This is a genomic window from Microbispora sp. NPDC046933, assembly GCF_040644635.1.
In the GTDB taxonomy this organism is placed as follows: domain Bacteria; phylum Actinomycetota; class Actinomycetes; order Streptosporangiales; family Streptosporangiaceae; genus Microbispora.
Map to the genome: position 1 here is coordinate 22,120 of NZ_JBEYWW010000029.1, position 25,022 is coordinate 47,141.

Genomic DNA, 25,022 nt, shown 5'->3' on the forward strand with positions numbered 1-25,022 from the left:
GCCGCCGCGGGACAAGAAGACGCGGGACGGAAAGACCCGGTCGGGCCGGCCGGGTGGGTAGGGGGAGCGGGGCGGCCCCGGCCCGGTCCGGGCTCGACGGCCGCGCGGGAACGAACGAACGGCCCGTCGGGGGCGGACCGGCATGACCAGGGGCAGGTCAAGGAGGCGGTCAGCGGTGCAGGGTACTTCCGTCCGATCAGCGGCGCTATCGGCGCTGCCCGGAGCGTTGTGGCGCGCGGCGTTCGCACGGCCCGACGACGGGTGCGAGCCGCCCGGCCGCAGCGAGCCACCTGGGCGCAGCGAGCCGGATGTGTGGGTTGATCCCTACGGGCCGGGTGGGCCGTACGGACAGGACCATCCGGGCGGGCCGTTCCCGCCGGAGGTGCTGCGGGCACTGCCACCGGGCTTCGCGGGCCGGATCGTGGCGCGGTCGGGAGAGCGGGCCGGGGGAGTCGTCTGGCACGCGGCCCCGGACGGCGGCGGATGCTTCCCCGACGGGGACGGCTGGATATACGTGTCCAACTGCGCGTTGCCGCTGCTCGGCGGCGTGACGGCGCTGCGTTTCGCCCCGGACGGGACCCTGCGCGGGGGATATCGCATCCTGTCCGGCGCCGACCGCAGCGGGGCCGGCGCCGCGACACCGTGGCACACCTGGCTGTCGGGCGAGCGGACGCCGTACGGCCGGGTCTTCGAATGCGACCCGTACGGCCTGCGCGCCCCCATGCCCCGGCTCGCGATGGGCCTGTTCACCCACGGCGGCGTGGCCTGCGATCCCGATCGGGGCGTCGTCTACCTCACGGAAGGGGAGCCGGACGGATGCCTGTACCGGTTCCGCCCGGACGACTGGGGCGACCTCACGACGGGTGTGCTGGAGGTGATGGTCGGCGACCCCGGCGAGGAGTCCGTGGCCTGGGAACGGGTGCCGATCCCGGCCCTCCCTGACCATGTGCCCCTGCGTGAGCAGGTGAAAGGGGCCAGGAGGTTCGCAGGGGGCGGTGACTGTCGCTATTCCGACGGCCTGGTGTGGTTCGTCACCGAGGGCGACGGCCGGGTGTGGGCGTACGACGCCGTCCGCGAGTGCCTGACGGCGCCGCACGGAACGGCCGGCGGGTCAGGCGGCGGGTCAGGCGGCGGGTCAGGTGGCGGTGCTGACGGCGAGATCACCCTCGTCGCGGGGGACCGGGCGGTGCCGTTTCTGCGCGTCACGGGCGGCTGGAGCGTCGCGGGCCCCTCGGTGTCCCCGGCCGGCGACCGGCTCTACTTCTCCTGCCGTCCACCGCGGGACGCCCGGCCGGCCCTGGCCCCCGTGACCGTCGAGGTCCGCGGGCCGTTCCGCGATCTCATCAGGGCCTGAACCGGCGAACCGGTTCCGAATGGCGGGCATACTCGCCGGGCGGCACCCGGGCGGGTGACGGGGTGCGTCTCGCACCGCCGGGCGCGGCAAGGCGCCCGTCGTGCTCTCGCCGTCAGGAGCAGGGCTCGTGCGGCACGGTGGTGGTGGCTTTCTCGCCCGCCGCCGCGACCGCCTCGATCTGGGCGGCGGTGAGCGCGTAGCCGACGTCGGCCCTGTCCATGTTCGCCGCGAAGACCATCCCCATCGCCCGGTCCTCGCTGGTGATGAGCGGCGCGCCCGACATGCCGGGTGTGACGGTCGCCCCTTGGAACGCGCCCTGGAAGCGGTGGACCCGCCGCGACACCCGTTTGCGGTCGTAGATGTCGTACGACTCGGCGGGCTCATCCGGCCGCACCCTGGCGGGGAGCACGGCCGGAGCGGCCTCGCCCTTGCGGTAGCCGACGACCACCGCGGTGGTCCGCCTGCCGCGCGTCGGCCGCAACGGCCGGGCGGTGAGCCCCGGTGCCCGCAGGACGGCGGCGTCGGACTCCGGATCGAAGGCCACCACCTGCGCGGGGAACCGCCGCCCGTCGTCGAGGACCACCTCCAGGTCGCGGTCCACTCCCGCCACGGTGTGGGCGTTGAGCAGGATCCTCTCGGGCGCGTAGACGAACCCGGTCGCCTCCGTCCGCCGGCCGCAGGAGGAGGCGAACCCCCGGACCTTCACCACGCTGTGCGCGGCCGGGGCCTGAGCCACGGCCGTGTGGCCGGCGGACGGCCGGTGGGCGGGCAGTGCGTGCTCGGTCCCGGCCGTGCATCCCGCCGTGCCTGCGGCCACGCTCACCGCAAGGGCGACCGCACCCGCGCCCCGCCACACCGATCCCAGCATGGAGATCATGGTAGGGGCCGTTCGGACGGACCCGGAAGGTCACAGGTCCCTGGCCCATATCTGCTCGTTGACGGGGATGCCCGACTCCTCGCCCGGGTGCTGCTCCACCAGTTCGAACCCCGCGGCCTGGTAGATCCGGCGGGCGCTCGCGAGCACGTCGCGGGTCCAGAGCACGATCCGCCGGTAGCCGGCCGCCGCGGCGAAGCGCAGGCACTCCTCGACCAGCCGCCCGCCGATGCCCATGCCGCGCGCGGACGGTTCGACCAGCAGCAGGCGGAGCTGGGCCGTGGTGTCGTCCTTGCGCACGCAGAAGACGCACCCCACCGGCTCGCCACGCACCTCGGCGACCCAGGCCGCCTCCCGGCGCGGGTCGTGGCCCTCGACGTACTCGGCGACGATCCGCGCGACCAGGGCCTCGAACGCGGCGCCCCAGCCGTACTCCTCGCTGTAGAGGACCCCGTGCCGGTGCACCACCCAGCCGAGGTCGCCCGCCCTCGGCGGCCTGATCACGTACGGCTCGCGCCGCTCCGCGGGCTCCAGCAGGCTCCGCACGGTGCCCATGGCGGAGACGAGCCGCCGGCGTTCGGGATCGGTCAGCTTCGCGAGCAGGGTCTCGATCTCGGTGGCCGAGCGCCGGTCGAGCACGGCGAAGGTGTCGCGGCCCTTGGGGGTGAGCCGTACGACCTGGCGGCGGGCGTCCTCGGCCGACCGCTCCCGGGACACGAGCCCGTCGCTCTCGAACCTGGCGAGGATCCGGCTCAGGTAGCCGGGGTCGAGACCGAGCATGGCCCTGATGCCGGCGGCGTCGGCCGCCTCCCGGGTGCCGAGTTCGAACAGCACCCGCGCCTCGGTCAGGGAGTAGGGGGTGTCGTGCATTCCCGCCCCGAGCACGCCGATGACGGACGTGTAGAAGCGGTTGAACGCACGGACTTCCGGCACGATGTCCATTTTTCCTTTGCCTAACTCAAGGAAATGCTTGACGGAGTCAAACATATGACCGCGGCGGCTCGTTGGGAAGACGCCTCTCACGGCGCGGGCGGTCTCGCCGTGCGAGACTGAGTTGGTCCGGTCGGCCGGGTGGCGTAGCCTCTCCTTTTGGTCTAGACCATTGTGTGAGGCTCGGGCAGAATGCGGTGCGGTGGAGCGCCGGGTCTGCGCCGGGCCGGCCGCGCCTTTCCACGCGTAATCCCAGATGGAGGAAGAACCCGTCATGCGTATTGGAGTCCTGACCGGAGGCGGCGACTGCCCCGGGCTGAACGCGGTGATCCGCGGCGTCGTCCGCAAGGGCGTCGGCGTGTACGGGCACGAGTTCGTCGGGTTCCGGGACGGCTGGCGTGGCCCTCTGGAGGGCGACACCATGCCGCTGGACATCCAGGCCGTCCGGGGCATCCTGCCGCGCGGCGGCACGATCCTCGGCTCCTCCCGCACGAACCCCATCAAGATCGAGGGCGGCGTCGAGCGGATCAAGGAGAACCTCGCCGCGCAGGGCGTCGACGCGCTCATCGCCATCGGCGGCGAGGACACGCTGGGCGTGGCCAAGCAGCTGTTCGACCGCGACGTGAAGGTCGTCGGCGTGCCCAAGACGATCGACAACGACCTCAACGCCACCGACTACACCTTCGGCTTCGACACCGCGGTCAACATCGCGATGGAGGCCATCGACCGGCTGCACACCACCGCCGAGTCGCACCACCGCGCGCTGATCTGCGAGGTCATGGGCCGCCACGCGGGCTGGATCGCGCTGCACGCGGGCATGGCCGCCGGCGCCAACGTCATCCTCATCCCGGAGAAGCCGTTCGACATCGAGAAGGTCTGCGCCTACGTCGAGTCGCGGTTCAAGACCCGCTACGCGCCGATCATCGTCGTCGCCGAGGGCGCCCACCCGCTCGAGGGCCAGATGGCGCTGCAGGCGGGCGAGCTGGACGCGTTCGGCCACGTGCGTCTCGGCGGCATCGGCGAGGTCCTCGCCAAGGAGATCGAGAAGCGCACCGGCAAGGAGGCCCGCACCACGGTCCTCGGCCACATCCAGCGCGGCGGCACGCCGACCGCCTACGACCGCGTTCTCGCGACCCGCTTCGGCCTCGGCGCGATCGACGCGGTGCACGAGGGCGACTTCGGCAAGATGGTCGCGCTGCGCGGCACCGACATCGTCCGCGTGGCCCTCGCCGAGGCGACCGCCGAGCTCAAGACCGTTCCGGTTTCCCGGTACGAGGAGGCCGAGGTCTTCTTCGGCTGATCGGTCGCGGGCCCGTCACCAGGGCCCGCGCACGATCGGGTACGGCTCCCGCGTCGCCCCGCGGGAGCCGTACGCATGCCGGGCCCAGAACGGAGCCGGCATCACGAAGGCCGGCGCGCGACGGGGATCCGATCGAAGATCGAGGCGCGGGCGCGGCGATTGCCCGAGTATGTGAGCGGAGGGCCGGGCCCTCGGACTCGATCAGGAGAGGGCGCCGCGCGATGGGCATCGAGGGACCGTTCTGGCGGGCGATCGCGGTCTTCCGCGTGGCGTCGCTCGCGTACGCGGCGCTGCTCGTGCTCAGGGCCGGCGGTTACGCCCGCCCCGCCGTGGCCTGGGCCGTCCTCGGTGCGATGGCCGTCTGGACGGTCGTCATGCTCGTCCCGCGTCCCGCGGCGCGGCGCGAACCGCTGCTGGCCGCCGACCTCGTCGTCACCGCGGGCTGCCTGCTGATCACGCCGTACGCGCAGAGCCGCGGCGACATGCTGGCCGGGGCGATCCCGATCACGGCCACGTGGGTGGCCGGGCCCGTCCTGGCGTACGGCGTGGCGCGGGGACGCCGGGCCGGTGCGGTCGCCGCCGCGGTCATGTCGGCGGCCGACCTGTGGCTGCGCAGCGGCAGCGGGGTGGACCTCGCGTCGATCCCGGTGAACGGCGCCGTGCTCATGTTCATGGCCGGAGTCGTCGTCGGGCACGTCGCCCGGCTCGCGCGGGAGGCCGAGGAACGCATGCGGCGCGCCGCGCGGATCGAGGCCGCGGGACGCGAGCGGGAGCGGCTGGCCCGGGGCATCCACGACTCGGTGCTCCAGGTGCTGGCCCTGGTGCAGCGCAGGGGCGCGGAGATCGGCGGCGAGGCGGCCGAGCTGGGCAGGCTCGCGGGGGAGCAGGAGGCGGCGCTGCGTGCGCTGGTGCAGGCCCCGCCCGTCGCGGAGGCGGCGGACCCCGCATCCCCGGCCGGTCTCCGCGGCCGGCTCCGGTCGCCGGCGCGGCCTCGCCGTCCCCTCGCCGGCGAAGGGATCTCTCCTGGAACGGACCTCACGGCGGAGCGCGAGGTCGACCTGCGTGACCTGCTGCGGCCGTACGGCACGGCCCGGGTGACCGTGTCCGCGCCCGCGACACCGCTGCCGCTGCCGCCCGAGAGCGCGCGGGAGGTGGCGGCGGCCGTCGGCGCGGCCCTCGACAACGTCGTACGGCACTGCCCCGATGGCACCCGCGCGTGGATACTCGCGGAGGAGGACGGCGGCGCGGTCGTCGTCACCGTCCGCGACGACGGGCCGGGCATCCCCCAGGGCCGGTTGGAGCAGGCGGCACGCGAGGGGCGCATGGGCGTGGCCCGCTCCATCCGGGGCCGGGTGGCCGACCTCGGCGGCACGGTGGCGATCACCTCGTCGCGGACGGGAACGGAGATCGAGCTGTCGGTCCCGGCCCCATCGCGGACGGATGAGGGAGACAGGAGGTGGTCGTGAGCGGAGACGGACGGCCGGGCGCGAGTGGGGCAGGCCGTATGGAGACGGGCGTGACCGGAGCCGAGGACGAGCCGCCGGCCGGCGGCCGGGAACGCCCGCGGGTGCGGGTCATGGTTGTGGACGACCACCCGATGTGGCGGGAGGCGGTCGCGCGTGACCTGAGCGAGGCAGGGTACGACGTCGTCGCCGCGACGGGGGAGGGCCGCCAGGCGCTGCGCGTCGCGGCGGCGGTACGGCCGGACGTGGTGGTGCTCGACCTGCGGCTGCCGGACCTGCCGGGCGTGGAGGTGGCCCGGGGGCTCGGCGCGTCGGCGGCCCCGCCGCGCGTGCTCGTCCTGTCGGCCAGCGCCGAGGAGGCGGACGTGCTGGAGGCGGTCAAGGCGGGCGCCTCCGGATATCTCGTGAAGTCGGCGAGCCGGGAGGAGTTCCTGGACGCGGTCCGGCGCACCGCCGAGGGCGACGCCGTCTTCACCCCCGGCCTGGCCGGGCTGGTGCTGGGGGAGTACCGCAGGCTGGCCCACCGGACGGCGGGCCCGGGCCGGGACGCGGAGCAGGACGGCCCCCGGCTGACCGACCGGGAGACCGAGGTGCTGCGCATGGTCGCCAAGGGCCTGACGTACCGGCAGATCGCCGAACGCCTGGTGCTGTCGCACCGCACCGTGCAGAACCACGTGCAGAACACGCTGAGCAAGCTCCAGCTCCACAACCGGGTCGAGCTGGTCCGCTACGCGATCGAGAAGGGCCTGGTCGAACTCGACCAGGGATAATCGGTGATGTCGCGGCGGCGGCATTACAGTGGGGAAGCCCGCGTCGCGGCGACGCGTTGTCCTTGGGGTATGTCCCCCGGCCGTGCCCTCCCCGGCGTGACGGCCGTCCTTGTCCGTCCGGAGGTTTCCACAGATGACCATGACCGCCCTCGGAGAGCCCTCGGTGCTGCTCAAGTTAGGCGAGGTGGTTCTGAAGGGCCGGAACCGCGAGATCTTCGAGATGCGCCTGCGGGCGAACATCAAGCACGCTCTCAAGGACCACCGGGTCGACATTCGCCAGCGGCACGGGGTGATCGCCCTGTTCCTGCCCACGGGGACCGCGGTGGAGGAGGCCGAGGCGGTGGCGGCCCGCGTGGCCGACGTGCCCGGGATCGTGCTCGTCCACCTGGCCTGGCGGGTGCCGAAGGACCCGGACGCGATCACGAAGGCCGCGATCGAGCTGATCAGGGACAGCGACGAGGTGGCCCGCAAGGCGCGCTTCGCCGTACGGTCGCGGCGTCGCGACAAGCGCTTCCCGCTGCGCTCCAACGAGCTGGACCGCGTGGTCGGCGGGGCGATCAACGACACCTACGGGCTGCCGGTCGACCTGAGCAAGCCGGAACTGACCGTGCACATCGAGGTGGACAAGGACGAGGCGTTCCTGTTCACCGGGGGCCGGCCGGGCCAGGGCGGCCTGCCGGTCGGATCGAGCGGCCGGGCGCTGGCGCTGCTGTCCGGCGGCATCGACTCCCCGGTCGCCGCCTACCGCATGATGCGGCGCGGCCTGCGGGTGGACTTCCTGCACTTCTCCGGCATCCCGTTCACCACCTCGGAGTCGATCTACAAGGCGTACGCGCTGGTGCGCAACCTGGACAAGTTCCAGGGCAAGTCGCGGCTGTGGGTGGTGCCGTTCGGCAAGGCGCAGCAGTCGATCAGGAACTCCGGCCAGGACCGGCTCGCGGTGATCGCGCAGCGGCGGCTGATGCTCAAGACGGCCGAGGAGGTCGCCCACCGCATCCACGCGGAGGCGCTGGTCACCGGCGACAGCCTCGGCCAGGTCTCCTCGCAGACCCTGGCCAACATCACGGCCCAGGACCACGCCGTGGACCTGCCGATCCTGCGCCCGCTCATCGGCCTGGACAAGACCGAGATCATGGCCGAGGCCCGCCGGATCGGGACGCTGGAGATCTCCGAGCTGCCCGACGAGGACTGCTGCACGCTGCTCGCGCCCCGGCAGGCCGAGACCCGCGCGAAGATCGAGGACCTCAAGCAGATCGAGCGCCGCCTGGACGCCGAGGATCTCGCCGCCCAGCTGGCCGACTCGATCCAGCCGTACAAGCTCGACGTCTGAGACGCCCGTCCTCGGCCCGGCCGGGGCCCGGGACCGCGCCAGGCGGCCCCGGTCCCCGGCCCGGCGCGGGCGGGACCAGGGAATCAAGTGGGGACTGGATCAGGCGGGGACCGGTTCAGGCGGGGATCGGGGACGCCGCCGTCGCCCCGGTGGGCGTGACGGTCGCGGTGCGGCCCACCAGCGGGGGGAAGTCGCGCATGACCGCCGCGAGGTCGTCCAGGTCGCCGTTCACCAGGGCCTGCGGGCCGTCGCACAGGGCCTGCTCGGGGTGCGGGTGCACGTCGACGATCAGGCCGTCGGCCCCGACCGCGACCGCGGCCCGCGACAGCGGCAGCACGAGGTCGCGCCGGCCGCCGGAGTGCGACGGGTCCACGATCACCGGCAGGTGCGACAGCCGCTGGACGACCGGGACCGCCGAGATGTCGAGCGTGTTGCGGGTGGCGGGCTCGTAGGTCCGGATGCCGCGCTCGCACAGCACGATGTCGAGGTTGCCGCGCTGGGCGACGTACTCGGCCGCCATGAGCCACTCCTCGATGGTCGCCGTCATGCCCCGCTTCAGCATGACCGGCTTGCCCGCCGCGCCCACGGCCTGCAGCAGCGCGAAGTTCTGCGCGTTGCGGGTGCCGACCTGCAGCATGTCGGCGTACGACGCGACGAGCGCGACGTCGTGGGCGTCCACGACCTCGGTGACGATCGGCAGCCCGGTCTGCTCGCGCACCTCGGCCAGGATGCGCAGGCCCTTCTCACCGAGCCCCTGGAAGGCGTACGGCGAGGTGCGCGGCTTGTAGGCGCCGCCGCGCAGCAGCGTCGCGCCCGCCGCCTTGGCCATCAGCGCGGCCTCCAGCGTCTGCTCCGGCGTCTCGACCGCGCACGGGCCCGCGATCAGGGTGACGGTGTCCGGGCCGATCGGCACGCCGCGCACGGTCACCGTGGAGCGTTGGGGATGGTTCTCCCGGCTCACGAGCTTGTACGGCGTGGAGACCCGCACGACGTCCGCGACGCCCGGCATGGCGCGCAGGTTCAGTGTGGCGAACTGCTCGACATCGCCGATGAGGCCGATGATCGTACGGTTCACGCCGCGGCTCGCGAACGCCTCCCCTCCGGCGGCGGCGACGAGGTCGGCGATCGCCTCGATGTCGTCCTGCGTGGCCTCGGGGGTCATGACGATGACCATGGTGACTCCTGTCGCTGTCGACGGTGCGGGTCCGGAAAAACGACGAAGGCCCCGGGTCCGTGTGGACCCGGGGCCTTCGTTCGCCGTGGCTGTCAGCGCAGCGCATGGAGGCGATCGGTCCTCACGGGTCCGTCGCCATACCAAAACGACCAAGCGGTGCGCATGTGACGCAATATAGCGCACGCTTCCTTGATCGTGCCGCACCCGCACGTCCGGGGTCCGGTGCGGTCGCCCTGCGGGCGGATGGCAGGATGGCCTGCGTGCCGGAGAAACCTGAGGAGGAGACGCGCCTGCCGCCGGGCCAGTACGTCCCACGTGGACGGCCCGTCGTCCACTACGGGAGGGTCCCGGCGTTCCGCCCGGAGACGTGGCGCTTCCAGGTGTTCGGCGCCACGGCCTCGGGCCGGGTCCACGAGTTCTCGTGGGAGGAGTTCTCCGCGCTGCCGAGGACGACGGTCGTGGCGGACTTCCACTGCGTCACCAAGTTCTCCCTCATGGCCAACGAGTGGAGCGGCGTTGCCACGTCGGCGCTGCTCGACCGCGTCCCCCCGGCGCCGGGGGTGCGTCACGTCATGGTCTGGGCGGAGTACGGCTACAGCGCCAACCTGCGCATGTCCGACTTCGACCGCCCGACGACGCTGTTCGCCACCCACCTCGACGAGAACCCGCTGTCCCCCGAGCGCGGCCACCCCGTACGGATCGTGGTGCCGCACCTGTACGCCTGGAAGAGCGTGAAGTGGGTGCGCGCGGTCGAGTACCTGACCGAGGACCGGCGCGGCTTCTGGGAGGAGCGCGGCTACCACAACGTGGCCGACCCCTGGAAGGAGCAGCGCTACTCATACCAGGAGGACCCGGGCGACGGCCCGCCGTGAGGCCGCCGAGCGGCTACGGTGTCCCGCGTGTCTTCAGCCGTCTGGGTCACGCTGTGCGCGCTCTGCGGGGTCTGCGGCGGCGCGCTGGGCCGCGCCCTCGCCTGTCGCGGGCCGGCGCCCGGCGAACTGCCGCGGGAGGCGATTTTCCTCGCGCTGCGCGTCGCCGGGCTGGCGGCGGGCTCGCTGCGCGCCGGGCTCACCCGCGGCTCCGCCCGCCGCGCCGTACGCCACCTGCGGACGTTGCTCGGCACGGCCGGCCTGGTCGTCGCCACGAACGACCGCGTCCTGGCCAGGGACGGCACGGGCGTGCCTGCGGACGAGGCGGTCCTCGCCGAGGTGCGCGCGACGATGGCGGGCGGCGGGCCGCGCCTCGCCCCTGCCCCGGGCGGAGACCGGCACGCGGTCGTCGTCCCCCTGACCGTGGAGGGCAGGGCCGTCGGCGCGCTGGCGGCGTACGACGCGGAGATCGGCGCCGCCATGGTCCGTACGGCGGCCGAGGTGGGCCGCTGGATGTCCGGCCAGCTCGAACTCGCCGAACTCGACGCCTCCCGCAGGCGGACCCTGGAGGCGGAGGCGCGGGCCCTGCGGGCGCAGATCTCGCCCCATTTCGTGTACAACTCGCTGACCACGATCGCCTCGTTCGTCCGGACCGACCCCGAGCGCGCCCGCGAGCTGCTGCTCGACTTCGCCGACTTCATCCGGTACGCGCTGCGCCGGGCGGCCGACTTCACCTCGCTCGCCGACGAGCTGAGCTGCGTGGACCGCTACCTCCTGCTCGAACAGGCGAGGTTCGGCGACCGGCTGCGCTTCACCGTCCAGGTCGCCCCCGAGGTGCTGCGGGTCGACGTGCCGTTCCTGTGCCTGCAACCCCTGGTGGAGAACGCGATCAAGCACGGCATGCCCGGGGAGGTCCGGGTCGTGATCAGAGACGCGGGGCCGGAGGCGCACATCTGGGTGGAGGACGACGGCGTCGGCATGGACCCCGAGCATCTGCGGGCCGCGCTCGCCGAGGAGCGCAGCGGCATCGGGCTGAGCAACGTGGACCTGCGCATGCGCCACCTCTACGGTCAGGACTACGGGCTGATGGTCGAGACCGCGCCCGGCAAGGGGACCCGCATCCGGCTGCGCATCCCCAAGACCCGCCCCCGCGCCGTCCCGGCCCGCCCCTGAACCCCCGCCGGTGGGCGAGTGCACGTAAGGCGGGCTTCAGGCCGGCGGTCACGGGCGGGCGAGCACGTGGGCGAGCGCCCGGGTCAGGTCGCCGGCGGCATCGGTGGCAGGGCCGGCGGGCGTGTTGGGCGCCCGCCATGCCACGATCTGGTCGGGCCGCACCAGCACCGCGCCGTCCTCGCCGATGCCGGCGAGGCCCGGCCAGCGCCCGTCCCTGTCGAACACGTCGGATACCTCGGGAACGCCGGACACCCCGGAAGCGTCGGTAGCGCCGGGGGCGTCGGGGCCGGTCGTGCCCGTGCCGGTCACCGGCGTGCCGGGAGCGATCTCGTCCGCGGCGAGTGGCGTGCCGGTGATCCTGCGGGGCGCGGGCGGGGTGCCGGGGGTGATGCGGCAGACCGCGAGCGGCACGCCGAGCCGGTCCGCCGCGTCCCGTACCGCCCGCGTCCAGCTCTCGCCCGCCGCGCCGGTGAGCAGGGTGAACCCGGACACCAGGTCGAGGGTGGACAGACGCACGCCGTCCCGCTCGACCCACAGGTGGGGCAGGCGCGTGCCCGGGGAGCCGTCCAGGTCGAGGGCGACGTGCTCGGTGGAGGGCAGGTCCGGCCGCCCGCCCACCACGGCGCCGGAGCCGTAGCGGTAGCCCATGTGCACGACCGGGGCGTTGACGACTCCCGCCGCCGCGCGAGCCGCCGCGGCCTCCGGTCCCCGGGCCCAGTGCAGCTCCGGGTGCCTCAGCCGTAGCAGCGCCTGCTCCAGCGTGAGCGCCGCCACCGGGCGCCGCTCGGCCTCGTAGCTGTCCAGCAACCCCGGGCCTGCCTGCCCGGCGAGCACGGCGGCCAGCTTCCATGCGAGGTTGTGGGCGTCGGCCATGCCGGTGTTGAGGCCGAACGCGCCCAGCGGCGGGACCGCGTGCGCCGCGTCGCCCGCGAGGAACACCCGCCCGGCGCGGAAACGGCCGGCCAGCAGGCCGCGCGGCCGCCACGGCAGCGCGCTGAGCACCTCGACGCCGAGGCCGGGATCGCCGACGGCCGCGCGGATCAGCTCGCCGCACCGCTCGGGGGTGAAGTCCTCCGGGCTCTGGCCCGCCTCCGGGTCGTAGTCGATGTGGAAGGCCCACTCCTTCTCCCCGTCCACGGTGACCAGCAGGCCGGGCGCGTCGGGTGTGGTGATCGTGCAGGTGGCGAAGAACCGTCCCCGCGTGTACGGCCGGAGGTCGGCCCGGAAAAGGATGTTCATCTTCGGGCTGCCCAGCCCGCCGGGGCCCGACGTGCCCACGCCGAGCAGCCCGCGCACGTCGCTGCGCGCGCCGTCGGCGGCCACCAGGTAGTCCGCCCGCACGGTCTCGCCGTCGCCGAGGATCGCGGTGACCCCGTCGGCGTCCTGCTCGAAGGCCGACAGCCGGGTGGAGTGGCGGACGACCGCGCCGCGCTCGCGTGCCGCCGGAAGCAGCACCGCGTCGAGCAGGTGCTGGGGGCAGGTCCCCCGGATCGTCCCCGGGCTGACCTCCGCCACCCAGTCCGCGCCGGCCACTCGCTCCGCACCGGCCGGGGGCGCGGGTGGAAGGGACGGCGAGCGGGACAGATCGGCGGAGGCCAGCGTGGTGGCGTGGACCTTGCCGAGGCCGCCCACGGACATGTCCACGGCCACCGCGTCGACGGCCTCCTGGAGCCCCGCCTGGCGCAGGAACTCCACCGTACGCGGGCCGAGCCCGGTGGCCCGGGGATGCCGCGACGGTCCCGGGCGCTGCTCGACGACCAGGGCCTCGACCCCGTGGCGGGCCAGGAACAGCGCGGTGGCGAGGCCGACGGTGCCGCCGCCTGCGACCAGGACGGGAACGTGCTTCACGGGCATGGAGAACCCCTCTTGTGGCTACGGTGTTCGCAAACGGATACACCGTAGCCATTGGGATACGCTGTCCGCAACGGCGCATGGGAGGAGGCCCGCGATGACCGATCCGGCGAAGGGGCCGGAGCACATCCTGGTGTGGAGCAAGCAACGGCGCACGCCCCGCCGCCAGGCCCCGAGCGTGGAGCGGATCGTGCGCGCCGCCGTCGTGATCGCCGACGCCGAGGGGCTGGCCGCGCTGTCGATGCGCAGGGTCGCCGCCGACCTCGAATCCGGCACGGCGTCGCTCTACCGTTACGTGGAGAGCCGCGACGACCTGCTGGATCTGATGATCGACGCGGTGCAGGGCGAGACCGCCCCGCCCGAGCCGACCGGTGACTGGCGGGCCGACATGACCGCCGTCGCCCGCCGCCTGCGCGCCACGTTGCTGCGCCACCCGTGGCTCGCCTCCGAGCTCACCGGCCGCCCGGCCCTCGGGGCCAATTCGCTCCGCCAGCAGGACACCGCGCTCACCGCCGCCGCCGCGCTCACCGCCGACATCACCCTCGCCGCGCAGGCCGTCGACACGGTTCTCTCGTACGTCTTCGGCGCGGTCGGCAGGGAACTGGCCGAGGAGCAGGCGCGGCGGCGTACGGGTCTGACCGAGGAGCAGTGGCGGGAGAGCGTCGGCCCCTACATCCGCGAGGTCATCGCGGGCGGCGCCTACCCGCAGTTCGCCCGCCGCGTGGCGGAGGCCGACGACGCCGGGCCGGACGAGCGCTTCGAATTCGGCCTGGAGTGCGTGCTCGACGGCGTGGAGGCCCGCGTACGCCGTGCCCCTGAAAACCGTGGCCCCTGAAAACCGTGGCCCCTGAAACCGTGGCCCCCGATAGCCCTGCCCCCCGATAGCCCTGCCCCCCCCGACAGCCGTGCCACCGCGGCGGCGGGGCGACGAGACGACGGCGCGGCGGGGGAGGGCCCTGGTCGCCGGGGCCGGCGCTCAGCCGGTGAGGAGTGGGAGCCGGAGGACGAACCGGGCGCCGCGCGGGGAGTCCTCGACGCACAGGCTGCCGTCGTGTGCCACCGCGATCGCCCGGCACAGGGCCAGGCCGAGGCCGCTGCCGCCGGGATCGAGGCGCCGCCCCGCCTCCAGGCGGATGAAGGGGTCGAAGATGCGTTCCCTGTCCTCCTGGGCCACGCCGTCGCCGTCGTCCAGCACGACCACGAGCGCCTGGGCGCCGGCGCGCTCGGCGCTCACGTCCACCTGCCCGATGGCGTGGCGCTGCGCGTTCACCAGCAGGTTCGTCACGATGCTGGCCAGTTGCACGCGGTTGCCGAGGACCCGCACGTCCGGCTCGGTCCTGGCGTGCACCGGCACGCCCGTGGTGCGCGCCGCCGCCTCCGCGCGTACGAGCGCACCGAGGTCGACCGGTTCGGACGAGCGCGGCGTGTTGCGGAGCCGGGCGAAGGCCAGCAGCTCGTCGATGATCTCCCGCAGGCGATCGGTGGCCGGCAGTGACCTGGCGATCGCCTCCCGCGCGTCGATCTCCGGGTAGAGCAGCGCCTCCTCCAGCCCCGTGCGCAGGCCGGTGAGCGGGGACTTGAGCTCGTGGGACACGACGGCGGCGAACTCCCGCTGCCGCGTGACCGCCGACTCGAGCCGGCCGAGCGTCTGGTTCGCGGCGCGGGCGAGCTGCGCGATCTCGTCCCGGCCGGACGGCTGCGGCACCCGCAGGGACAGGTCGTTGGCGGTGATCTCCGACATCCGCTGCCGGATCGCGTTGATCGGCCGCAGGATGCGGCCCGTCGCCCGCCAGGTCGTCCACGTCCACAGGGCCGCCAGCAGCGCCCCGCCGGCGCCGACGAGGAACTCCAGCCGGTGCCCGCGCAGGGCGGGCGGCTGGTCCGTGCCCGCGTAGACGAAGTGGGGCTCGCCCTTCCAGAGCTCCCATGCCTGCAGCGACGGGACCCGGCCGGCGGTGAGCATGACGCACCGGTCGCTCGCGGAGCACTCCGTGACGTCCGCGAAACGGTTCTCCTCGCTCGGCCTGACCGTGCTCAGCGGCCTGTCGCCGGTCATGGGCCCCGCCATCACGACCCGGCCCCGCGAGTCGACCAGCTGGACGAGCGGGACCCGCGCCGACGGCATCGGCGGCGGCACGCGGCCGGGTTCCATCCGGCCGATCCACTCGGTGGCGACGCCGCGCGTCTCCATGAAGATGTCGCTCTCGATCCGGTGCCGGATCAGCAGGCACAGACCGGCCCCGATCACCGCGGCCACGAGCACGGACACCACCGCCACGGTCAGTGTCACACGCGCCTGGATCGAGTGGGAGAGGAGAAGGAACGTGCCGGGCCTGATGCTCATCGAACTTCCTGTTCGACCTGGTCTCCCTGTCAAAGGTAAGCAGCCCTGGTGGACAAAAGGCCTGATAGACGCCGAAAGGCCAATAGCTCTACCCAACCTTGGCCGGGAGCTTGCCGCGGCCCCCGCCGCGACGGTCGCGAAGGGTATCGGGAAAGTCACCTACCGCTCGGTCACCCCTTGCGCGGAGGGCGGGGCACGCGGCACGGTGGACGCCATGCTGCGTGTCCTCGCGGTGGACGACGAGGTCCCCGCCCTGTCCGAGCTCGCCTTCCTGCTCCGCCAGGACGCCCGGGTGGAGCACGTGAGCACGGCGACCGACGGCGGGGCCGCCCTGCACGACATGGTCCAGATGATCGCCGACGGGGAGCGCCTGGACGGCGTCTTCCTGGACGTACGCATGCCGGGCCTCGACGGCCTCGACCTGGCCCGGCTCATCGGCGGTTTCCCCACGCCTCCCCGCCTGGTGTTCGTCAGCGCCCACGACTGCGCCGTCCAGGCGTTCGAGCTGGAGGCCGTCGACTACCTGCTCAAGCCCGTACGCCCGGAACGCCTGGCGGAGGCCGTACGCCGGCTCTCGGCCGCCGTCACGCCTCCCGGCGCCGAGGAGGAGGACCTGGAGACGATCCCGGTCGAGCTCGGAGGCCGCACGAAGTTCGTGGCCCGGCAGGACGTGTGCTACGCCGAGGCCCACGGCGACTACGTCCGCCTGCACACGGCCGGCGCCGTCTACCTCGTACGGATGTCCCTCGCGGCGCTCGAACGCCGCTGGGCGGGCGCGGGGTTCGTCCGGGCCCATCGCAGCACCCTCGTCAACGCCCGGCACGTGAGCGAGCTGCGCTTCGACGCCGGGCGGGTGGTGCTGGAGGTGGGCGGCGAGACGCTGCCGGTGAGCAGGCGGCACACCCGGCAGGTGCGCGAGCAGCTCGTCCGCCAGTTCCGTCCCTGAGCCTTCGCGCGGTCACCCGGCGCCCCACGAGACCAGGCCGCCTCCTCTGTGGCGGCCGCGGAGTGGCCGTACGGCGCCTCAGGGGCGGGCGGGGGGCACGACCACGCCGCTCTCGAAGGCGCGGGACACGGCGGCGGCGACGCCGTGCCGGGGGAGCAGCCCCTTCTCCGCCGCCTCCCAGCCGGTGTAGGTGAGGGCCCACAGCACCTGCTGGATCCACTCGGCGCTGACGCCCGGGTCGAACACGCCCTCGGCCTGGCCGCGCCGGATCAGGCTGACGGTGGTCGGCACCGACATGTCCGGCTCGAAGCAGGCCGTGAACTCCTCCAGCACCCGGGGGTCGCCGAACAGGAACGCCAGGCGGTCCCCGGCGTCCACCAGGGCCGCGATCAGCCTGCGCATCGCCTCGAGCGGCGGGCCCTGGTCGATGGCCGCCTCGGCCGTCGACCTCTCCACCACACGGAAGGAGTCGACGACCGCCGCGTTCACGAGGTCCTGCCGGTCGGAGAAGTAGCGGTGCAGCGTGCTGCGGCCGATCTCCGCGGCTTCGGCGATGTCCGCGAGCGTCGCGCCGCGATCGCGGGCGAGGACCGAGGCCGCCGCGGCGAGGATGGCACGGCGCGTGCGGCTGCGCGTGCCCGATTCCCTGGTGTCGGTCACCCCCGGAAGGCTAGCAGCGCCTCCATAAGGAGGCGATCGTGGTTGATAATGAGACATCTAAGTCCCATTATGGGCTCATGAACTCTTACTCCATTGTCGCCGAGGGGCTGGGCAAGCGCTACGGCGACACCACAGCCCTCGACGGGTTCGACCTGAGGGTCGCCGACGGGAGCGTGTGCGCGGTTCTCGGCCCGAACGGCGCGGGCAAGACCACCGCCGTCCGCGTGCTGACCACGCTGGTCCGGCCCGGCTCCGGCCGCGCGCTCGTGGCCGGGTTCGACGTCGCCCGGCAGCCGGCCGAGGTGCGCCGCCGCATCGGCCTGGCCGGGCAGGAGGCCGCCGTGGACGAGATCCTCACCGGGCGGGAGAACCTCGAGATGTGGGGGCGGCTCCACCACCTCGGCACGGCCGCCGCGCGCCGCCGCGCCGGCGAGCTCCTGGAGAGGTTCGGGCTGTCCGAGGCGGCCGGCCGGCGGGTCAGGCACTACTCCGGTGGCATGCGACGGCGTCTCGACCTGGCCGCCGCGTTCATCCAGGCCCCACGCGTGCTCTTCCTGGACGAGCCGACCACCGGGCTCGACCCCCGCAGCCGCACGGAGGTCTGGCGCACCGTGCGCGGGCTCGCCGACGCCGGCAGCACCGTGCTCATGACGACGCAGTACCTGTTCGAGGCCGACCAGCTCGCCCGGCAGATCGCGGTGATCGACGGGGGAAAGGTGATCGCCGACGGCACCCCCGAACGCCTGAAGTCGCTGATCGGCGGCGACCACCTCGACCTCGTCGTGCGCGATCCCGCCCGCCTCGGCGACGCCGCCGCGGTCCTCGCGGGCGTCGCGCAGGCCGAGCCCGCGGCCGACCCCGACACGCGCCGCCTGACCGCCCCCGTACGCGACCGCGTCGGGGCGCTCACCGCGGTCGTACGCGAGCTGGAGCGGCGGGGCATCGAGGTCGAGGACGTCTCCCTGCGCCGTCCGACGCTGGACGAGGTGTTCCTGACCCTGACGGCGGAGGCGGCCGCGTGAGCGCCCTCGCCGCCCCGGACGCCCCGATGGACGCCCCAATGGATGCCGCTGTGGACGCCGCGCCCCGCTGGGGCGAGCGGCTGCGCTGGACGCTGTCGGACGCCTCGGTCATCGCCCGCACCAACCTCAAGCACTGGGTCCGCAACCCGGCCGCGGTCCTCAACCTGACGCTGTATCCGATCGTCATGGTCGTGCTGTTCGGCTACGTCCTCGGCAGCGCGATGAACGTCGCGGGCGGCGGCGACTACCGCGAGTTCCTGATGCCGGGCATGTTCTCCCAGACGATGGCCATGGGGGTGATGACCACGATGACGGTGGTCAGCCTGCAGACCGCCCGCGGGGTGACCGACCGGTATCGCTCGATGCCGATCTCACGGCCCGGCGTCGTGCTCGGCCGCGCCTTCGCCGACATCGTCAACTCGGTGCTCGAACTGCTGATCCTGGTCGCGTGCGGCCTGGTCGCCGGATGGAGCTGGCACCGGGGGATCGGCGCCGCCCTGGCCGCCGTGGGCCTGCTCCTCCTGCTGCGCTTCGCGCTCATCTGGGTCGGTATCTACCTCGGGCTGACGCTCACTCCGGAGGCGGCGGGCGCGACCTGGCTGCCGCTGCTGCCGCTCACGATGCTGGCCAACACCTTCGTGTCCCCGGCGCTCCTGCCGGGCTGGCTCGGGGCGATCGCGGAGTGGAACCCGCTGTCGGCGACGGTCGCCGCGTGCCGGATGCTGTTCGGCAATCCCGGATGGCAGGGCGGATCCTGGGCCGCCGAGCACGCCCTCGTGCTGGCGATCGGCTGGCCGCTGCTGATCACGCTCGTCTTCCTGCCGTTGTCCGCCCGCCGCTACCGCCGCCTCGGTGGCTGAGCTGTGCACATCCAGTGTGCACACCCGCCGGGAGCGCGCGGCCCGGCCGGGGGCGTCCGCGCGCGCCCCGATCTACCGCTCGTCGTCTCCCGGGGCCCGCTCGTCGTGTGCGAGCGGGCCGCATGGCGCTAACTAGAGACCGCTCGTCCGAAGGGCCATCCCGCCGCCCAATTACACCTCGTAGTCTTTCGCACGTCGCAAGACACGCGGGGTAATCACAAAGTGAGCAGGTTGTCACCGATTGGTTACCAAGCGGGGCCCTACTCGGGGGGGAAGGGCCCCGCCAGCGCGTATCGGGGGGGTGCGCGGCGATCCGGCCATACGGGGGCGCCGGATCGCCGCGAACGCCTCATCCCCGCTTCCCCCGCGGGGCGGCTGCCCCTGAACGCCGGGTGCCGCCACCTCTGGACGCCCGGCACCGCCGGGAAACGCCGCTGCGGCGCGGTGACCGGCGGCCCCGGGGAACGCTCCGGTCAGTCGCCGCGCAGCTTCTTGAGCAGTTCGATGTCCTCGCGGTGCTTTTCCACCTTGCCGGGGGTCTCGATGCAGACGGGCACCCCGGCGGCCGCGGGGTGGCGCATCAGCTCGCCGAACGCCTGGGCGCCTATGTGCCCGGCCCCGATGTTCTCGTGCCGGTCCCGCTTGGAGCCGCAGGGGTCCTTCGAGTCGTTGGCGTGGATCAGCTTGAGCCGGCCGGGGGCCACGTCGTTCAGCGCGTCCATCATCTCCCGCACCCCGCCCGGCGCGGCCAGGTCGTGCCCCGCCGCGAAGGCGTGGCAGGTGTCGAGGCACACGCCGACCTTGGGGTGATGGTCGAGGGCCTCCAGGTAGGGCCCGAGGTCCTGGACGGTCGCGCACAGCATCTGCCCCTGGCCCGCCATCGGTTCGAGCAGCAGGTCGGGGCCGTCGTCCGGAAGCTCGTCCAGCACCGGCAGCAGGCGTTCGTGGATCTGGCGCATCGCGGCCTCGCGCGACTGGCTCACGGCCGAGCCGGTGTGGACGACCACGCCGAGCGCGCCGGTCTCGACGCCCCTGCGCAGGGTGTGGCGGATCACCGCGATCGAGTTCTCCAGGGTCTCCGGCGTCGGCGACCCGCAGTTCACGAGATAGGCGGCGTGCAGGAAGACCGGCACGCCCGACTCGCGCAGCTTGGCGTCCTCGGAGGGGTTCCCCTCGCTGAGCGCCCAGCCCCGCGGGTTGGTGACGAAGACCTGGATCATCTCCGCGCCGATGTCGGCCGCGTACTTCAGCCCGCCCTTGGCCAGGCCGCCGGCGACGAAGACGTGTCCGCCGATGAGGTTGGAAGGAGTCATGATGCCCCCAGAGTATTGGCACAGGACATTGACGCAGGCTGGTGCCGCCCGTTTCGCCGCAGCCCCCTTTTCGCGGCAGTCCCTTTTGCCATAGTCCCTTCTGCCGCAGTCCCTTTGTCACAACGTACAAAGCGGCCCCCCGCGCGGGGCGTCCGGTTCGGACTTCGCGCCGCTGGACCCGGCCTCGGGCCCGGCGGTTGACTGACGGGCATGCGCGAACCCGGCAGGGAGGACCTGCGGTCCTGCTGCGCCTCCGCGAGGTGGGTGGAGGCGGTCGCCGCGCGCGGGCCGTACGGGGATCTCGACGGGCTCCGCCGCGCGAGCGAGTCCGCTCTCGCGGCGCTGACCTGGCAGGACGTGCTGGAGGCGCTGGCGGCGCACCCGCGGATCGGGGATCGGCCCGACGGCGCGGGACGCGAGGCCGCGTGGTCGCGGTCCGAGCAGTCCGGGACCGCGGAGGCCGGCCGGGAGGTGCTCGGCGCGCTCCGCGAGGGCAACGCCGCCTACGAGAGCCGGTTCGGCCACGTCTACCTGGTGTGCGCGACGGGCCGGGAGGCCGGCGAACTGCTGGAGCTGCTGCGAGGCCGGCTCGGCAACGACGAGGAGACCGAGCGCGAGGTCGTCAGGGACGAGCTGTCGAAGATCGTCGCGTTGCGGCTGGCCAAGCTCTGGGAGGGCCGGTGAGCCTTTCGACGCACGTGCTCGACACCGCCGCCGGGCGGCCGGCCAAGGACCTGTTCGTACGGCTGTCGCGCCGCGCCGCGCACGGGTTCGTGCCGGTGGCGGAGGGCCGCACCGACGGCGACGGCCGCATCCGGGAGTGGACCCCGCTGGGCCGGGAGTGGGACCCGGCCGAAGACCCGCGCCCGGGGACCTACCGGCTCGTGTTCGACACCGGCGCCTACCTGGGGGACGAGGCGTTCTTCCCCGAGGTGAGCGTCGTGTTCGCCATCCGGGAGGCCGGCGAGCACTGTCACGTGCCGCTGCTGCTGAGCCCGTTCGCCTACTCGACCTACCGGGGGAGCTGACGTGGCCGTTCTGGGGCCCAACAGGTATGGCAAGGCCGAGACGAGGGTCGTGCGGGTGACCCGGCACGGTGACGCCCACCGGATCAAGGACCTCACGGTCAGCACGTCGCTGTCGGGCGACATGACCGAGGTGCACCTGAGCGGGGACAACTCCGCCGTCCTGCCCACCGACACGCAGAAGAACACGGTCTTCGCGTTCGCCAAGAAACACGGCGTCGGGGCGATCGAGGACTTCGCGCTGCTGCTCGCGCGTCATTTCGCGGGCTCCCGGCCCGCGATCCACCACGCGAGGGTCGCCGTCGAGGAGCACGCCTGGGAGCGCAACGGCGCGTTCGGGCACTCGTTCGTCCGCTCGGGCCGGGAGGTCCGCACGTGCGTGGCCCACTACGACGGGACGCGGTCGTGGGTGGTCTCCGGTCTGCGCGACCTCGTCGTGCTCAACACGACGAACTCCGAGTTCCGGGGCTTCGCCAAGGACGAGTACACGACGCTGCCGGAGACCCGCGACCGCGTCCTGGCCACCGCCGTGGACGTGGCGTGGCGGCACGCGGACGCCTCCCAGGACCCCCAGGACTGGGACAAGACGTACGAGAACGCGCGGGGCGCCCTGCTCGCGGCCTTCGCCGACACCTACAGCCTGTCCCTGCAGCAGACGCTGTACGCCATGGGCACGCGGGTGCTGGCCGAGTGTCCCGGGGTCTGCGAGGTGCGGCTGTCGCTGCCGAACAAGCACCACTTCCTGGTGGACCTGGCGCCCTTCGGGCTGGACAACGACGGCGAGGTCTTCTTCGCCGCCGACCGGCCGTACGGGCTGATCGAGGGCACGGTGCTGCGCGAGGACGCGCCCGCCGCCGGCCCGGCCTGGGAGTAGCCGATGGACTTCCTGCGACCGCGGACCTGGGCGGAGGCCCTGGCGCTGAAGGCCGAGCGCCCCGATGCCACGCCTATCCAGGGCGGCACCGACGTCATGGTGGAGATCAACCTCGACAAGGGCCGCCCGGCCGCCCTGCTCGACCTCACACCGATCCCCGAGCTCGGGGAGTGGTCGCGGGAGGGCGTCGAGATCCGCGTGGGCGCGGGCGTGACCTACTCCCGGCTGATCGCCGAGCTCGGCACCGATCTGCCCGGCCTGGCCCAGGCGTCCCGCACGGTCGGGTCGCCGCAGATCCGCAACCGCGGCACGGTCGCGGGCAACCTCGGCGCGGCCTCGCCCGCGGGCGACAGCCACCCGCCGCTGCTGGCCTGCGGCGCGGTCGTGGAGGCCGAGTCGCTGCGCGGCACCCGGCTGATCCCGATCGGGGAGTTCTACACCGGCGTGAAGCGCAACGCGCTCGCCCCCGACGAGCTGATCCGCGCCGTGCGCGTCCCGGCCGCCACAGGACCGCAGTACTTCTCCAAGATCGGCACCAGGAACGCCATGGTGATCGCGGTGTGCTCGTTCGCGGTCGCGCTGCACCCGTCTGGCCGCCGGGTGGGCACCGGCATCGGTTCGGCCGCGCCGACCCCGCGCCGCGCCCCGGACGCCGAGGACCTCGCGTCCGGGGAGCTGGACTGGGACGGCCGTGGCCCGCTCGATCCCGGTGTGGCCCGCAGGTTCGGCGAACTCGTGGCCGCCTCCGCCGCGCCGATCGACGACGTGCGGGGCCGCGCCGCCTACCGCACGCACGCGCTGGCGGTGATGGCGTGCCGCGCGCTCGGCTGGGCATGGGACGACTACAGGGGGATCTCATGAGGGTGAACCTCACGGTGAACGGCCGCCCGATGACGGCCGACGACGTGTGGGAGGGCGAGAGCCTGCTGTACGTCCTGCGCGAGCGGCTCGGCCTGCCCGGCGCCAAGAACGCCTGCGAGCAGGGCGAATGCGGCTCCTGCACCGTTTATCTGGACGGCACGCCGGTCTGCGCGTGCCTGGTCGCGGCAGGTCAGGCGGAGGGACGAGAGGTGCTGACGGTCGAGGGCCTGGCCACCTCCGGCGGCGGGCCGGACGGCGGGTTGAGCGAGGTGCAGCGCGCGTTCGTGGACGCGGGGGCCGTGCAGTGCGGGTTCTGCACGCCCGGTCTCGTCGTCCAGGCCCACGCGCTGCTCGCGGACGCCGACGGGGTGCCGCCGGACGCCGACATCCGGGAGGCCCTGGCCGGCAACCTGTGCCGCTGCACCGGATACGAGAAGATCCTCGACGCGGTCCGCCTGGCCGCCGCCCGCCGCCACGGCGCGGACTCCGGCTCCCGCGCATGACGGGGCCTGCGCACATGAGAGGGCCTTCGCCCAATGAGGGGGGGGCTCGCACGTGAGAGGGCCTTCGCAGATGAGGGGGGCTCGCACATGACGGGGTCCGCAGATCGTCCGCCCGCGCCCGCATCGCCCATACCGGGAGTCCCGTTGCCCGAGAGCCCACGTCCCGTGGTCGTCGAGAACGCCTACGTCGTCCCCGTCGCCGGAAAGGAGATCCCCTCCGGCCACGTGGTCGTGGAGGACGGCCTGATCACGGCGGTCGGTCCGGGCCCGGCGCCGGCCGTGCCCGAGGGGGCGGAGCGCGTCGACGGCTCCGGCTGCCTGGCCACCCCCGGCCTGGTCAACACCCACCACCACCTCTACCAGTGGGCGTCCCAGGGGGTGACAGCGGACGGCACGCTGTTCGAGTGGCTGGTGGCGAGCTACCGGCTGTGGGCCCGGATGGACGCCGAGGTGGTGGCGGGCGCCGCGACGGCGGGGCTGGCCCTGTCGGGCTGCACGACCTCGAGCGACCACCACTACATCTTCCCCAAGGGCAGGGGAGACCTCTTCGAGGCGGAGATCGAGGCCGCGCGGCGGGTCGGGCTGCGCTTCCACCCCTGCCGGGGGTCGATGGACCGGGGCGCCTCGCGCGGCGGGCTGCCGCCGGACGAGGTCGTGGAGGACGTCGACGAGATCCTCCAGGCCACCGACGACGCGATCCGGAAATTTCATGATCCGTCGTTCGGGTCGATGCTGCGCGTCGCGGTCGCCCCCTGCTCGCCGTTCTCGGTCAGCGGCGAACTCATGACCCGCTCGGCCGACCTCGCCCGCTCTCACGGCGTACGGCTGCACACGCACGTGGCGGAGACGGCCGACGAGGACGAGCACTGCAGGGAGCAGTTCGGCGTGCTGCCCGTCGAGTACCTCGACCGGCTCGGCTGGCTGGGCCCCGACGTGTGGCTGGCCCACTGCGTCCACCTGACCGACAAGGACGTGCGGCGCCTCGCCGAGACCGGCACGGGCACGGCCCACTGCCCGTCCTCCAACGGCCGCCTCGGCGCCGGCATCGCCCGGGTCAGTGACCTGCTGGCCGCGGGCGCGCCGGTCGGGCTCGGCGTCGACGGCGCGGCCTCCAGCGAGATGACCCCGCTGGCCGGGGAGATCCGCATGGCCGTGCTCACGCAGCGGGCCAGATACGGCCCGCGCGCGCTGACCGCCCGCCAGGCCCTGGAGATGGCCACGCTCGGCGGCGCCCGCTGCCTCGGCCGGGAGGCCGAGACCGGCTCACTGGAGCCCGGCAAGCTCGCCGACGTGGCGCTGTGGCGGCTCGGCGGCTTCCACGCGGCGATCGACGACCCCGTCGTCGCGTTCGCGTACGGCGCCACCCCGCCGCTGGAACGGCTGCTCGTGGGCGGCCGGACCGTGGTGGACGGCGGGGAGCTGCGCACCGTCCCCGCCGATCAGGCGGCGCGGGCGGGGGCCGACGCCCACCGCAGGCTGACCACCATGGATCATGTCTGAGGCGTTGCCGGACACGATCGAAGGGC

24 protein-coding genes are annotated in these 25,022 nt (G+C 73.6%); 17 read left to right on the forward strand and 7 right to left on the reverse strand.

The features are described 5' to 3' along the window. Window positions 1-310: 310 nt before the first annotated feature. Complete coding sequence (locus ABZ857_RS31880) at window positions 311-1,354, forward strand: alkaline phosphatase PhoX (RefSeq protein ID WP_357050317.1); 1,044 nt, start codon at window positions 311-313, stop codon at window positions 1,352-1,354. 112 nt (window positions 1,355-1,466) lie between these two features. Here the strand turns inward: ABZ857_RS31880 and ABZ857_RS31885 are convergent, their stop codons facing one another. Continuing rightward, window positions 1,467-2,222, reverse strand: coding sequence for a trypsin-like peptidase domain-containing protein (locus ABZ857_RS31885; protein WP_357050320.1), 756 nt, complete (start codon window positions 2,220-2,222; stop codon window positions 1,467-1,469). 39 nt (window positions 2,223-2,261) lie between these two features. Then, window positions 2,262-3,170 (reverse strand): bifunctional helix-turn-helix transcriptional regulator/GNAT family N-acetyltransferase, encoded by a 909-nt coding sequence (locus ABZ857_RS31890; protein ID WP_357050323.1) that lies wholly within the window; start codon window positions 3,168-3,170, stop codon window positions 2,262-2,264. Window positions 3,171-3,432: 262 nt separating this feature from the next. On the opposite strand from ABZ857_RS31890, the gene ABZ857_RS31895 reads away from it, so the two are divergent. The 4 genes from ABZ857_RS31895 (at window position 3,433) to thiI (ending at window position 8,021) form a co-directional block, all read left to right on the forward strand. Continuing rightward, the gene (locus ABZ857_RS31895; RefSeq protein ID WP_193202794.1) at window positions 3,433-4,458 is read left to right on the forward strand and encodes a 6-phosphofructokinase; all 1,026 of its coding nucleotides are present in this window, start codon (window positions 3,433-3,435) and stop codon (window positions 4,456-4,458) included. A gap of 221 nt (window positions 4,459-4,679) precedes the next feature. Next, complete coding sequence (locus tag ABZ857_RS31900; protein WP_357050328.1) at window positions 4,680-5,924, forward strand: DUF5931 domain-containing protein; 1,245 nt, start codon at window positions 4,680-4,682, stop codon at window positions 5,922-5,924. A 110-nt stretch (window positions 5,925-6,034) separates the two neighbouring features. Further along, window positions 6,035-6,691 carry a response regulator transcription factor gene (locus ABZ857_RS31905; protein ID WP_357050599.1) on the forward strand — a complete coding sequence of 219 codons (657 nt, stop codon included), beginning with the start codon at window positions 6,035-6,037 and terminating at the stop codon, window positions 6,689-6,691. Between the two features lie 133 nt (window positions 6,692-6,824). Further along, window positions 6,825-8,021 (forward strand): tRNA uracil 4-sulfurtransferase ThiI, encoded by a 1,197-nt coding sequence (thiI, locus tag ABZ857_RS31910; protein WP_357050331.1) that lies wholly within the window; start codon window positions 6,825-6,827, stop codon window positions 8,019-8,021. Window positions 8,022-8,136: 115 nt separating this feature from the next. On the opposite strand, the gene aroF is transcribed toward thiI, so the two are convergent. Beyond that, the gene (gene aroF, locus ABZ857_RS31915) at window positions 8,137-9,195 is read right to left on the reverse strand and encodes a 3-deoxy-7-phosphoheptulonate synthase (protein ID WP_357050334.1); all 1,059 of its coding nucleotides are present in this window, start codon (window positions 9,193-9,195) and stop codon (window positions 8,137-8,139) included. A 251-nt stretch (window positions 9,196-9,446) separates the two neighbouring features. Between aroF and ABZ857_RS31920 the strand changes: the two genes are divergently transcribed. Together ABZ857_RS31920 and ABZ857_RS31925 are read left to right on the forward strand one after the other, a co-directional pair. Beyond that, complete coding sequence (locus ABZ857_RS31920; protein WP_357050337.1) at window positions 9,447-10,067, forward strand: sulfite oxidase-like oxidoreductase; 621 nt, start codon at window positions 9,447-9,449, stop codon at window positions 10,065-10,067. A gap of 27 nt (window positions 10,068-10,094) precedes the next feature. Continuing rightward, window positions 10,095-11,237 carry a histidine kinase gene (locus ABZ857_RS31925; RefSeq protein WP_357050340.1) on the forward strand — a complete coding sequence of 381 codons (1,143 nt, stop codon included), beginning with the start codon at window positions 10,095-10,097 and terminating at the stop codon, window positions 11,235-11,237. A gap of 48 nt (window positions 11,238-11,285) precedes the next feature. Here the strand turns inward: ABZ857_RS31925 and ABZ857_RS31930 are convergent, their stop codons facing one another. Continuing rightward, complete coding sequence (locus tag ABZ857_RS31930) at window positions 11,286-13,091, reverse strand: FAD-dependent monooxygenase (RefSeq protein WP_357050343.1); 1,806 nt, start codon at window positions 13,089-13,091, stop codon at window positions 11,286-11,288. 94 nt (window positions 13,092-13,185) lie between these two features. On the opposite strand from ABZ857_RS31930, the gene ABZ857_RS31935 reads away from it, so the two are divergent. After that, the gene (locus ABZ857_RS31935; RefSeq protein ID WP_357050345.1) at window positions 13,186-13,923 is read left to right on the forward strand and encodes a TetR/AcrR family transcriptional regulator C-terminal domain-containing protein; all 738 of its coding nucleotides are present in this window, start codon (window positions 13,186-13,188) and stop codon (window positions 13,921-13,923) included. A 141-nt stretch (window positions 13,924-14,064) separates the two neighbouring features. Here the strand turns inward: ABZ857_RS31935 and ABZ857_RS31940 are convergent, their stop codons facing one another. Next, complete coding sequence (locus tag ABZ857_RS31940) at window positions 14,065-15,432, reverse strand: HAMP domain-containing sensor histidine kinase (RefSeq protein WP_357050348.1); 1,368 nt, start codon at window positions 15,430-15,432, stop codon at window positions 14,065-14,067. Window positions 15,433-15,646: 214 nt separating this feature from the next. Between ABZ857_RS31940 and ABZ857_RS31945 the strand changes: the two genes are divergently transcribed. Continuing rightward, complete coding sequence (locus tag ABZ857_RS31945; protein WP_357050351.1) at window positions 15,647-16,378, forward strand: LytTR family DNA-binding domain-containing protein; 732 nt, start codon at window positions 15,647-15,649, stop codon at window positions 16,376-16,378. 78 nt (window positions 16,379-16,456) lie between these two features. On the opposite strand, the gene ABZ857_RS31950 is transcribed toward ABZ857_RS31945, so the two are convergent. Beyond that, entirely contained in the window at window positions 16,457-17,038 is a 582-nt protein-coding gene (locus tag ABZ857_RS31950; protein ID WP_357050354.1) for a TetR/AcrR family transcriptional regulator, read from the reverse strand. A 77-nt stretch (window positions 17,039-17,115) separates the two neighbouring features. Here ABZ857_RS31950 and ABZ857_RS31955 point away from each other — a divergent pair, with 77 nt between their 5' ends. Together ABZ857_RS31955 and ABZ857_RS31960 are read left to right on the forward strand one after the other, a co-directional pair. Further along, window positions 17,116-18,060 carry an ATP-binding cassette domain-containing protein gene (locus tag ABZ857_RS31955; protein WP_357050357.1) on the forward strand — a complete coding sequence of 315 codons (945 nt, stop codon included), beginning with the start codon at window positions 17,116-17,118 and terminating at the stop codon, window positions 18,058-18,060. Window positions 18,061-18,098: 38 nt separating this feature from the next. After that, window positions 18,099-18,920 (forward strand): ABC transporter permease, encoded by an 822-nt coding sequence (locus ABZ857_RS31960; RefSeq protein WP_357050360.1) that lies wholly within the window; start codon window positions 18,099-18,101, stop codon window positions 18,918-18,920. A 473-nt stretch (window positions 18,921-19,393) separates the two neighbouring features. On the opposite strand, the gene ABZ857_RS31965 is transcribed toward ABZ857_RS31960, so the two are convergent. After that, window positions 19,394-20,233, reverse strand: coding sequence for a deoxyribonuclease IV (locus ABZ857_RS31965; RefSeq protein WP_357050363.1), 840 nt, complete (start codon window positions 20,231-20,233; stop codon window positions 19,394-19,396). A gap of 210 nt (window positions 20,234-20,443) precedes the next feature. On the opposite strand from ABZ857_RS31965, the gene uraD reads away from it, so the two are divergent. The 6 genes from uraD (at window position 20,444) to ABZ857_RS31995 (ending at window position 24,996) form a co-directional block, all read left to right on the forward strand. Further along, window positions 20,444-20,917, forward strand: coding sequence for a 2-oxo-4-hydroxy-4-carboxy-5-ureidoimidazoline decarboxylase (gene uraD / locus ABZ857_RS31970; RefSeq protein WP_357050366.1), 474 nt, complete (start codon window positions 20,444-20,446; stop codon window positions 20,915-20,917). Beyond that, complete coding sequence (gene uraH / locus ABZ857_RS31975; RefSeq protein ID WP_357050369.1) at window positions 20,914-21,261, forward strand: hydroxyisourate hydrolase; 348 nt, start codon at window positions 20,914-20,916, stop codon at window positions 21,259-21,261. Before uraD ends, uraH begins: the two co-directional genes overlap by 4 nt. 1 nt (window position 21,262) lies before the next feature. Further along, entirely contained in the window at window positions 21,263-22,132 is an 870-nt protein-coding gene (gene pucL, locus ABZ857_RS31980) for a factor-independent urate hydroxylase (RefSeq protein ID WP_357050372.1), read from the forward strand. Window positions 22,133-22,135: 3 nt separating this feature from the next. Next, window positions 22,136-22,993, forward strand: coding sequence for an FAD binding domain-containing protein (locus ABZ857_RS31985; RefSeq protein WP_357050375.1), 858 nt, complete (start codon window positions 22,136-22,138; stop codon window positions 22,991-22,993). After that, entirely contained in the window at window positions 22,990-23,496 is a 507-nt protein-coding gene (locus ABZ857_RS31990; protein WP_357050378.1) for a (2Fe-2S)-binding protein, read from the forward strand. Before ABZ857_RS31985 ends, ABZ857_RS31990 begins: the two co-directional genes overlap by 4 nt. 144 nt (window positions 23,497-23,640) lie before the next feature. Further along, window positions 23,641-24,996: an 8-oxoguanine deaminase gene (locus ABZ857_RS31995; RefSeq protein WP_357050381.1), complete on the forward strand. Its 1,356-nt coding sequence runs from the start codon at window positions 23,641-23,643 to the stop codon at window positions 24,994-24,996. Window positions 24,997-25,022: the final 26 nt, after the last annotated feature.